This is a genomic window from Methyloceanibacter sp., from assembly GCF_050726195.1.
Taxonomy (GTDB): Bacteria; Pseudomonadota; Alphaproteobacteria; order Rhizobiales; family Methyloligellaceae; genus Methyloceanibacter.
Genome location: NZ_JBOHJC010000002.1, coordinates 228,996 through 238,467 on the forward strand (window position 1 = coordinate 228,996; position 9,472 = coordinate 238,467).

9 protein-coding genes are annotated in these 9,472 nt (G+C 66.8%); 3 read left to right on the forward strand and 6 right to left on the reverse strand.

Annotated elements, in window-relative coordinates; all coding sequences use genetic code 11:
* Positions 1–7 precede the first annotated feature (7 nt).
* The 3 genes from ACRECX_RS02525 to ACRECX_RS02535 are packed head-to-tail and all read right to left on the reverse strand — an operon-like array spanning position 8 to position 3,341.
* On the reverse strand, positions 8–997 hold the full coding sequence (locus ACRECX_RS02525; RefSeq protein ID WP_431557235.1) for a D-alanine--D-alanine ligase family protein: 990 nt from the start codon (positions 995–997) through the stop codon (positions 8–10).
* Positions 997–2,010 (reverse strand): D-alanine--D-alanine ligase family protein, encoded by a 1,014-nt coding sequence (locus tag ACRECX_RS02530; protein WP_431557236.1) that lies wholly within the window; start codon positions 2,008–2,010, stop codon positions 997–999. Before ACRECX_RS02530 ends, ACRECX_RS02525 begins: the two co-directional genes overlap by 1 nt.
* On the reverse strand, positions 2,010–3,341 hold the full coding sequence (locus ACRECX_RS02535) for a KamA family radical SAM protein (protein ID WP_431557237.1): 1,332 nt from the start codon (positions 3,339–3,341) through the stop codon (positions 2,010–2,012). The genes ACRECX_RS02530 and ACRECX_RS02535 overlap by 1 nt, the downstream gene beginning before the upstream one ends.
* A 197-nt stretch (positions 3,342–3,538) precedes the next feature.
* Between ACRECX_RS02535 and ACRECX_RS02540 the strand changes: the two genes are divergently transcribed.
* Positions 3,539–4,123, forward strand: coding sequence for a hypothetical protein (locus ACRECX_RS02540; protein ID WP_431557238.1), 585 nt, complete (start codon positions 3,539–3,541; stop codon positions 4,121–4,123).
* Between the two features lie 22 nt (positions 4,124–4,145).
* Here the strand turns inward: ACRECX_RS02540 and ACRECX_RS02545 are convergent, their stop codons facing one another.
* Both ACRECX_RS02545 and ACRECX_RS02550 read right to left on the reverse strand, forming a co-directional pair.
* Positions 4,146–5,441 (reverse strand): RsmB/NOP family class I SAM-dependent RNA methyltransferase, encoded by a 1,296-nt coding sequence (locus tag ACRECX_RS02545; protein ID WP_431557239.1) that lies wholly within the window; start codon positions 5,439–5,441, stop codon positions 4,146–4,148.
* Positions 5,438–5,869, reverse strand: a complete 432-nt coding sequence (locus tag ACRECX_RS02550) for an MAPEG family protein (RefSeq protein ID WP_431557240.1) — start codon at positions 5,867–5,869, stop codon at positions 5,438–5,440. The genes ACRECX_RS02545 and ACRECX_RS02550 overlap by 4 nt, the downstream gene beginning before the upstream one ends.
* A 216-nt stretch (positions 5,870–6,085) precedes the next feature.
* Between ACRECX_RS02550 and ACRECX_RS02555 the strand changes: the two genes are divergently transcribed.
* Both ACRECX_RS02555 and ACRECX_RS02560 read left to right on the forward strand, forming a co-directional pair.
* Positions 6,086–6,985, forward strand: coding sequence for a tetratricopeptide repeat protein (locus tag ACRECX_RS02555; protein WP_431557241.1), 900 nt, complete (start codon positions 6,086–6,088; stop codon positions 6,983–6,985).
* Between the two features lie 75 nt (positions 6,986–7,060).
* The gene (locus tag ACRECX_RS02560; RefSeq protein WP_431557242.1) at positions 7,061–7,540 is read left to right on the forward strand and encodes a hypothetical protein; all 480 of its coding nucleotides are present in this window, start codon (positions 7,061–7,063) and stop codon (positions 7,538–7,540) included.
* Between the two features lie 6 nt (positions 7,541–7,546).
* Here the strand turns inward: ACRECX_RS02560 and guaB are convergent, their stop codons facing one another.
* The gene (guaB, locus tag ACRECX_RS02565) at positions 7,547–9,058 is read right to left on the reverse strand and encodes an IMP dehydrogenase (RefSeq protein ID WP_431557243.1); all 1,512 of its coding nucleotides are present in this window, start codon (positions 9,056–9,058) and stop codon (positions 7,547–7,549) included.
* Between the last annotated feature and the right edge of the window lie 414 nt (positions 9,059–9,472).

The window sequence follows — 9,472 nt, forward strand, 5'->3', positions numbered from 1 at the left end:
AAGCCTATCAGGCCGTCGCTCGCAGCTTGGCGAACGGCGCCTCGACGATGGCAGAGATCATATCGCGGTACGAGAGCCCCGCCTCATGCGCCGCCGCGGCGAAGCCGGCGTCGGGGGTCAGGCAGGGGTTCATGTTGACTTCGAGGATATACGGCTTGCCGTCTGAAACGACTCTGAAATCGACGCGCGCATAGCCGCGCAGGCCGAACAGGCTCCAGCAGGCGCGCGCGTAGTCCGCGAGCGCCGCGGCAAGTGCGGGCTCCGCCTGTTCTACGCCGAAGCGGCGCGGCGTGCCGGTAAAGGCCGCGCTCTCCGGCGACCATTTGGCGTCGTAGCCGACGATTCTGACCTCGCGCGCGCCAAACCCCTCGAACACGATCTCGGCCATGGGCAGCACGCGCACGCCGCCCTGCCCTTCCAGCAGCGAGACGTTGAACTCACGGCCGTCGATATAGCCTTCCGCGAAGTGCTCGGTGTTCCAGCGCGCGGTGCGCGCGGCGATGGCCTGCTTGGCATGGGCAGCGCGCATCACCGACGTCGCGTCGATGCCGAGCGACCCGTGCTCCCACACCGGCTTGACGATGACCTGCATGTCCGGATCGAGGCCGGTCCCGTCTTCGGACCAGGCCGGCGTCGGCAGGCCTGCATGGGCGAGCTTCAGCTTGGTCGAAATCTTGGACAGCGTGTCGAGCCACGCGCTTGTGCCGCAGCCGGTATAGGGGAGGCCCAGAGCATCGAGCCGCGCCGGCACCATCGGCGCGAGCCGCCCGTCCCCGTTCACGGCATCCACCAGATTGAACACGACGAGCGGCCGACGGCCCGGCAACGCCTCGATGCCGCCAAGGTCCGGCGAGAGCGCGACCATCTCGACCGCATAGCCGAGCGCTTCGAGCGCGCCGGCTACGGCTTCAGCGGCCAGAATGGTGTCGATCTCGTCGGGGCGCTCCGTGGTCGCCGCGTGCAGGACGGGGATGAACCCTTTGGTCCCGGGCGCCATCAGGCAGTGCGCCGCAAGCGCTCCCTGCCGGGGCGCGCCAGCCCGTACCGCGCAAGCCCCGCATCGAGGATCATGCCGATCAGCGCGACGAACTCCACGCCGTTCTGTGCGGCGAGGATCGGCAGGTCCGAATGCCACGGGTTGAGCCCGGCCAGCGGGTTCGCCTCGAGGAAATGCGGTTCGCCGTTTTCGTCGGAGCGAAAGTCGATGCGCGCCGTGTCGCGGCACTGCAGCGCCTTATACGCTTCGAGCGCACGTAATCCGGCGAGCCGCGCCTCGCCGTCGTCGGCACGGACATAGGTCACCAGGTCCTCGCACAGCTCCTTGTTGTGCAGCGAATAGACATTGGCCTCGGCCCCCGCCTTGAGCACGATCTCGCAGACGCCGAGCACCCGGGCCTCGGCGCCGTTGCCGACGAGGCCGACGGTGAACTCGCGGCCACTCAAGAATCGCTCGACCAGTGCCGGTTGGCTGAAGCGTGTGAGCACACCCGTCACTGCGGCCTGCAACTGTTCAGGCGTACGTACCAGCGACGCGGCCTCGCAGCCTTTGCCCGTGCCTTCGGCGAGTGGCTTGACGAAGGCCGGGAACTGGTCCCAGCCCTGAAGCTCCGCCGCGCTCCGCTCGGCCACGGCGAAGGCCGGCGTCGGCACGCCCGCGTCCCGCACCAAACGCTTCGCCACCGCCTTGTCGAGACAGGCGGCAAGGGTCAGTGGGTCGGACAACAGGTAGGGCTGGTCGAACAGCTCGCACAGCGCGGGCACTTGCGCCTCCCGCGAGCGCCCCTTCACGCCTTCGGCGATGGAGAACACGAGGTCGTAGCGCTCGCCCTCGACGAGCCGCGCCGCGAGCGCCTGGCCGCGACCGACGCGGACCGGCTCGCAGCCGAGCGCCTGAAGCGCACCGGCGAGCTGGTCAATGGTCTCGACGCTATCGAACTCGGCCACCGCCTCCTCGGAAAAACCGAGGGCACGATAGTCGTCGCGCAGGTCGTAGACGAGAGCGATGCGCATCAGAGCGTATCCCTATCGAGCGGACGGTCCCCACCAACGGTCCCTTCAGGATCGTGGTAGCGGTAAGTGTTTCCCTCGAAGTTCCTGAGCACGAGGTCCTCGCCGTCGCGCCCGACCACGTAGTCAGGGAGCAGCGGGATCTTGCCGCCGCCGCCAGGTGCGTCAATCACGTAGGTCGGCACCGCATAGCCGGTGGTATGGCCGCGCAAGCCCTGCATGATCTGAAGCCCCTTGTCGACGCTCGTGCGGAAGTGCGCGGAGCCGGTGATCGGGTCGCACTGGTAGAGGTAATATGGTCGCACGCGGCGCATCAGGAGCCCGTGGAACAGGTCCTTCAGGGTCTCAACCGAGTCGTTGATATCTTTCAGCAAAACCGTCTGGCTGCCGAGCGGGATGCCGGCGTCGGCAAGCCGCGTCACGGCCTCCGACACCTCCGGCGACAGCTCCGCGGGATGCGTGAAATGGAGGCTCATCCACAGCGGATGATGCTTGCGCAGCACCTTGATCAGCGAGCGCGTGACCCGCATGGGCAGCACGACGGGCACCTTGGTGCCGAGCCGCACGAACTCGACATGCTTGATGCCCCGCAGGCGCCCGAGCAGATAGTCGAGGCGCTCGTCCGACAGGGTCAGCGGGTCGCCGCCGGAGATCAGCACGTCGCGAATCTCGGGGTGGTCGGCGATGTAGTTGAGTGCGTCCTCCCATTGCGGGCGGCTGAACGAGTATTCGCCCCCCGGCTCGCCCACCATGCGCGAGCGCGTGCAATAGCGGCAATAGGTGGAGCAGAAGCCGGTGGCGAGGAACAGCACCCGGTCGGGGTAGCGATGCACCAAGCCCGGCACGGCGCTGTGGCCGTCCTCGCCGAGAGGATCATCGGCCTCGCCCGGCGTCTTGAGGTACTCGCTGCCGACGGGGATATGGGTCCGGCGGAGCGGCTCCATGGCATCGTCGCGCGCCATGAGGCTCGCGTAGTAGGGGGTGATGCCGAGCGGCAGCGACCCCTGATGGCGGGCAACCGCGTCGCGCTCGTCCTCCGACAGCACGAAGATGCGGGACAGCTCATCGAGGCTGCGGATGCGGGCCCGCGCCTGCCAGCGCCAGTCGTTCCACTGGGCCGGATCGACCTCCGGGAAGTAGCGCTTGCGGAAGGAGCGCGTGCGCGGCCCAACGGGAAAGCGCTCCATGCGCACCACGACCGCGTCGAGATGCGGCGCCGCGGGCCCCGGCGCGGGGGTCAGAGCTTTGATGGGTAGATGTGATTTGGTGAGAATTCGAGATGTCGCCTTGGGGCGACTGGGTGGCTCTTCAGCCTCGCCGACGAGCAGCTTCATGGGAAATGCGTCCCCTCCATGCTTTCGAGGGATCATGACGGCGCCAACCGCCGCTCTTATGTCCGCCAAAAAGCGCCAGTCATTTCATCGAGGTCTATGGCTTTTTCAAGTGGTAAAGGTGACCGCTCGAATCTTTTTTCGCATCCCGTCGCCGGCCTGCCTCCCCCGGCCGCCGGACCCTTTCGCCGGAGTGGACTATGGGCGTCGTTCTAAGCCTTTTGCTGTTCTGCATGACCGGTGTCGTAGGGACGGCCTTGGCCGAGGATGCCGCGGGCGCCAAGATCGAAGCGCTGCTGCCGCCAAACCCCGGCGCCGAGGTCTGCTACGCCAGGGTCTATGACGCAGACCACCTGAAGAGACACCCTAAGCAGAGGGTCACCGAGATGATCTTCTCGCTCCGCTACCTGACCTTCGAGGAGAACGAGGACGGCACACCGGAGGAGGCGAACTACCAGTACTGGTTCACCCTCGCGGCCAAGCTACGCGGCAACCCCGAGATGCATTACGCAAACGGCGCGTGCGGCTCCTCGAGCGGCGTCATCGGCTGCGGCGTCGAGTGTGATGGCGGCGGCATCGAGCTCGAGCCGCGTGCCGACGGCGATCTTTTGGCCCGGCTGGAGCGCGACGGCGGTGAGGGCTTCATCCGCTTGACGCCCGGCTGCGGCGACGAGGAGGGGGTGACCCTTGAGGCCGGAGAGGACGACAAGGTGTTCAAGCTGCCGAAGGTACCGGAGGCGACCTGCAACGCCATGCAAGCCGAGTTCGCCAAGCGACTCGAATGATTCGCGTTTCTCCAAGTTGGCATTAGCCTCGACGCTCCAACACCGCGACGAAGAACCCGTCGGTACCGTGACTGAGCGGCGTCATGAGCAGGGTCTCAGGCGAGCCTTCGGCTGAGGGCGGCGGCGCGGCTGGAATGGCTGCCTCCCACAGCGCAGGCCATGGGATCAGCTTGAAGCCGTCGTGGCGCGCGAGGAAGGCATCGACCTGGTCACGGTTCTCCTGGGGCAGCACCGAGCAGGTGATGTAGGCGAGTCGACCGCCCGGCTTGACCAGCGCCGCGCCCTGATCGAGCACCGTGCGCTGCTCGCCTCGCCGCGCCTCCAGCATCTCTGGCGAGAGCCGCCATTTGGCGTCGGGACGCCGGCGCCAGACCCCCGACCCGGTGCACGGCGCGTCGATCGTCACCAAGTCCATCTTGCCTGCGAGCGGGCGGAGCGCCTCCGATTCGCCCGCGGGGAGCACCTGGACGTTGCGCGCGCCCGCTCGCTTCAGCCGCTCGAAGATGGGCCTCAGGCGAAAGCGGTCGGTGTCGTAGGCGTAGAGTTGGCCGGTGTTCTCCATGAGCGCGGCGAGCGCCAAGGTCTTGCCACCCGCGCCGGCGCAAAGGTCGATCGCCTGTTGGCGCGGGGCCGCGCTACTAAGCAGGCTCGCCACTTGCGAGCCTTCGTCCTGCACCTCGAACCAGCCTTTGCCGTGCCCCGGCTCGGCCTCGACATGCGGGCTCCGCGCCGGGCCGCTTCCTTGCGCGATGCGGACGCCTACCGGTGAATAGGGCGTGGCCTTGGCTGCGAAGCGGTGAAGCGCCTTCAGCACCTTCTCGCGCGTCGCTTTCAGCGTGTTCACCCTGAGATCGACCGGGGCGCGCATCGCGAGCGCCGCCCCCTCCGCCGCCGCCCGTGCACCGAAGGCTTGCGCGAACTGCGGCGCGAGCCACTCCGGATAGTCGCCGCGAATATGCGCGGGCGCGTCCGCGGGGATCTCGCGGGCGAGCCCGGCGCGCTCCGCCTCGGTGAGCGGCTCAGGCGCGAACCGGCTGCCGTCGCAAAGCGCCTCGACTTCCTCCGGGGTCATGCCCCAGTCCGTCACCAAGGTGCGCAGCACGAGCGCGCGGGGGCGGTCCTCGCCCATGGCGTAGGCGGCGGACGCGCGCTTGCGCAAAACGTCGAACACGAGATTGCCAATCGCCGCGCGGTCGCCCGAGCCGGCGAAGCGGTGCCCCAGCCCCCAATCCTTCAGCGCCTCCGAGGCCGGCCGCTTGCGCGTGTCGATGTCGGCGAGCACCTCGATGGCCGCACTCGCCCGCGCCGCCGGCGTCATAGCTCAGGTGGAAACAGATAGATCCGCGCGACGACGATCACCCACATCAACAGCAGCGCCACGGCCCCGACGAGGAACATCGCCGTGCGGTGATCCAGGCGATTGTAGGTGGCGTGAATGAACGTGTGCATGTAGCGCGAAATCACGAACATCCACATCAGCACGTAGACGACGGCGTCGAGCGACTTTGTGATGAGCGCGAGCAGCACGACCACGTAGAACAGCATCGGCAGCTCGAGCTGGTTGTGGAAGGCGTTGCCGATCTGGATGACGTAAGGCGGCCAGGCCTTCTCCCGGAGCCGCACCTGATGTGGGCTCACCTCACCGCGCCTGAGCGCCCGGAATCGCAAATAGAGGGTCCAGAACAGGAGCGCGAAGGCCAGCGCGACCATCGCAAACATCGGCAACAAGATCGCTTGAATCGACATGGCGCCCCCCTCGAGCCTTGCCTTGCCCCTCTCGCCGCACCCGAAGGCGCGGGCTAGAGCGCGACCTTATACGCCTCGAGGTGCCTGTGGTAGCAGCGCCGAGTAATTGCCAAAACTGCGCGGTAAACATGGATGGAAGTTCAATTGACGCGACCCCGCGGCCCCTTCTAAACCTAGGCCCAAAGCAAAAGTCCAAGCTTCTCAAGGAGGTTTTCCATGCGTTTTCGCGCGTTTCCCACGCGTTTTCGCGCGTTTTTTATGGTCTTCGCGGCCGTCGGCGCGATGATCGCCGCGTCTCCCGCCTCGGCCGAGGAACTGGCCGGCGATCAGGGCAAGGTCGGAGAGACCATTGAACACGGCAAGGCCGAGGCGCCGGTGGAGCCCTGCTTCGACGGCAAGGGCAGCGTCAAGGAGGTGCTCGACGCCTGCGCCGACTTCATCGCCAAGGGCAACGACGACACGAAGCTCCTGATCAGGGCGCACAGCGTCCGTGCCATGGGCTTCTCCGCCACCGGCAATCTGGACGCGGCCCTCGAGGAGATGAACGCCGCCGTCGCGCTCGATCCCAAGCGCGCCAACTCCTACTTCATGCGCGCCGCCGGCTACGACGCCAGCAAGGAGTACGACAAAGCCCTGGCCGATCTCGATCAGGCCATTACCCTCAACGACAAGGACGCCGACTACTTTCTGCTGCGCGGCCTGGTCCACGCCCACAAGAACGACTACGACGCCGCACTTGCCGACCTCAACAAGAAGGTCGAGCTCGATCCCAAGGCGACCAACGGCTATGCGAGCCGGGGCGAGCTCCACCGCAAGCGGAAGGAGTACGACAAGTCGATCGCCGACTATAGCGAGGTGATCAAAGTCGAGCCCGACGGCGCCAAGGGGTACATCGACCGCGGCTGGGTCTACGTGCTCAACGACGATCTCGACAAGGCCGGCGCCGATTTCGACATCGCGCTGAAGTTGAACCAGAATAATCCGTCGGCGCTGGTCGGCCGCGGCTTGGTCAAGAGCCGCAAAGGCGACCCCACCGACGGCAGCGCCGACCTCCGCCTAGCCGAGAGGCTCGAGCCCGGCATCTTCGACCAAATCCGGAAGCTCGGGGTGAAATAGTCTGCTAAATTGAGAGTCCACCGCGGCAAGCGACGCCTAGCTCGTCCGCGCAAGGCAATCGAGGTGCAGACATTCATGCGCGCGACGCTCACCGCAACTGGCATCCTGCTGATCGCCGCCGCGCTGCCCGCTGCCGCGCAGGTTCCGAACAAGGCCTGCCCGCCGGGAACCTTGCTGTTCGGCTATGGCGACAGCTACGGATGCATCAAGCCGGGGACGAACGAGGTGGTGGTGAAATGCTTCCGGCAGAAAACCTGTCCTTCGGGCTGGACCGGCGCGGGCCTCCCCGACGACAGGGGCTATGACCTGTGCTGCGTCCCGCCTGCGCCGCCCCCGCCGCCCAAGGAAGACAGCCTGGAGGAAATGCTCAACAAGCATCATCCGAACCGCACCTGCATGTGGGACGGAACGGCGCCGTTCTGTGACGGCAAGTGTCCGCCCGATCTTCGCGACGGCCAATATCCGAGCAAAGACGGCAAGGGCATGCCGCCCGGCTTCGGCAGCAAATGCGTGAGCGGCATGAAGGTCTATTGTTGCCGGTTCGGAGTCTATTAGGCCGCTCTACCCCTCGCGCGGGTAGTTGGGCGATTCGCGGGTGATGGTCACGTCGTGCACGTGGCTCTCGCGGAAGCTCGCCGTCGAGATGCGGATGAACTCGGCGCGCGCCTGGAAGTCGGCAATGGTGCGCGAGCCGGTATAGCCCATCGAGGCGCGCAAGCCGCCGATCAGCTGGTGCAGCACGCTTCCGACCGGCCCCTTATAGGGCACCTGGCCCTCGATGCCCTCCGGCACAAGCTTCAGCGCATCCTTGATCTCCTGCTGGAAGTAGCGGTCGGCGGAGCCGCGCGCCATGGCGCTGATCGAGCCCATGCCGCGATACGATTTGTAGGAGCGGCCTTGGTACAGGAACACCTCGCCGGGGCTCTCGTCGCAGCCGGCGAGCAGCGAGCCGAGCATCACGCAATCGGCGCCGGCCGCGAGCGCCTTGGCGAGATCGCCCGAATAGCGGATGCCGCCGTCGGAGATCACCGGCACGTCGGCCTTCCGCGCCACCGCCACCGATTCGAGCAGCGCGGTGAATTGCGGCACGCCGACGCCGGCGACGATGCGCGTGGTGCAGATGGAGCCGGGGCCGATGCCGACCTTGACGGCGTCGGCGCCGGCGTCGATCAGCGCCCGCGTGCCCTCCCCGGTCGCCACGTTGCCGGCGATCACCTGCACGGCGTTCGAGTGCCGCTTGATGCGGCGCACCTGATCGAGCACCAGCTGCGAATGGCCGTGCGCCGTGTCGACCACGATCAGGTCGGCGCCGGCGTCGATCAGCTGCTCGGCCCTGGCGAAGCCTGAATCGCCGACGGATGTCGCCGCCGCCACGCGCAACCGCCCCTGCTCGTCCTTGCAGGCGTTGGGATGGGCCCGCGCCTTCTCGATGTCCTTCACGGTGATGAGGCCGATGCAGCGATAGTCGTCGTCGACCACGAGCAGCTTCTCGATGCGGTAGTGATGAAGCAGGCGCTTGGCCTCCTCCATGTCGACGCTCTCTTTGACCGTGACAAGGTTCTCCTTGGTCATCAGCTCGGCCACGCGCTGGCGCATATTGGTGGCGAAGCGCACGTCGCGGTTGGTGAGGATGCCGACGAGCTTGCCATCGCGCGCGCCATTGGCGCCCGGCTCGACCACGGGGATGCCCGAGATGCGGTGGTCGGCCATCAGCTGCAGCGCGTCGGCGAGCGTTGCGCCGGGGTGGACGGTGACGGGATTCACCACCATGCCGGATTCGAACTTCTTGACCTGCGCCACCTCGGCGGCTTGCTTTTCGGGATCGAGATTGCGGTGAACGACGCCGATGCCGCCGGCCTGCGCCATGGCGATGGCGAGCCTCGCCTCGGTCACTGTGTCCATGGCCGAGGACAGCACGGGAATGTTCACGCTGATCGAGCGGGTGACGCGGGAGGCGACGTCGACCTCGTTGGGCAGGACTTCGGACGGACCCGGGCGGATCAAGACGTCGTCGAAGGTCAGCGCCATGGCGCTGTCGGGAAAGCGGGTCTCGGGGGACTGCCCTTCGGGCATCGGCCAACCTCTCGCATCGGGGCCGCACGCGGCTTTGCGCAGTGCAAAACGCCGGGGCCCGGTTGGCGGCTTCCTTTAGCAGCTTGTGGGGTGTTTGGGAAGGCAAGCGCGGCAAATCGCCGACATGTGATGCCGCCTTTGGCTAATCGGCTGTTAGGCTCGGGAACGAGAGCCCGCCTCGGGCATTTTCTTAAGGAGCATGAGGCGCATGGGACCCCCTGTGGCCAACGGCGCCTCCCGACAACGCGATTGCGGAAGGAGCAGACGATGAGACACATGACAGCGGTGACGGCGCTCGCGAGCGGCCTGATCTTGGCGGCCGCGGCGACCGCTTACGCCGCGCCCTCAGTCAACCTGAAGAGCGCGGTGGGCGCTTCTGCCAGCCCTGTGGAACTGATCAAGAGAGGCGTCGGG

Bases quoted from the DNA above. Each gene is read 5' to 3' on its own strand.
- ACRECX_RS02530 (WP_431557236.1), bottom strand. From the start codon at position 2,010: ATGCGCATCGCTCTCGTCTACGACCTGCGCGACGACTATCGTGCCCTC.
- ACRECX_RS02540 (WP_431557238.1), top strand. From the start codon at position 3,539: ATGGGCGTCGTTCTAAGCCTTTTGCTGTTCTGCATGACCGGTGTCGTA.
- ACRECX_RS02525 (WP_431557235.1), bottom strand. From the start codon at position 997: ATGGCGCCCGGGACCAAAGGGTTCATCCCCGTCCTGCACGCGGCGACC.
- ACRECX_RS02555 (WP_431557241.1), top strand. From the start codon at position 6,086: ATGCGTTTTCGCGCGTTTCCCACGCGTTTTCGCGCGTTTTTTATGGTC.
- ACRECX_RS02535 (WP_431557237.1), bottom strand. From the start codon at position 3,341: ATGAAGCTGCTCGTCGGCGAGGCTGAAGAGCCACCCAGTCGCCCCAAG.
- guaB (WP_431557243.1), bottom strand. From the start codon at position 9,058: ATGCCCGAAGGGCAGTCCCCCGAGACCCGCTTTCCCGACAGCGCCATG.
- ACRECX_RS02560 (WP_431557242.1), top strand. From the start codon at position 7,061: ATGCGCGCGACGCTCACCGCAACTGGCATCCTGCTGATCGCCGCCGCG.
- ACRECX_RS02545 (WP_431557239.1), bottom strand. From the start codon at position 5,441: ATGACGCCGGCGGCGCGGGCGAGTGCGGCCATCGAGGTGCTCGCCGAC.
- ACRECX_RS02550 (WP_431557240.1), bottom strand. From the start codon at position 5,869: ATGTCGATTCAAGCGATCTTGTTGCCGATGTTTGCGATGGTCGCGCTG.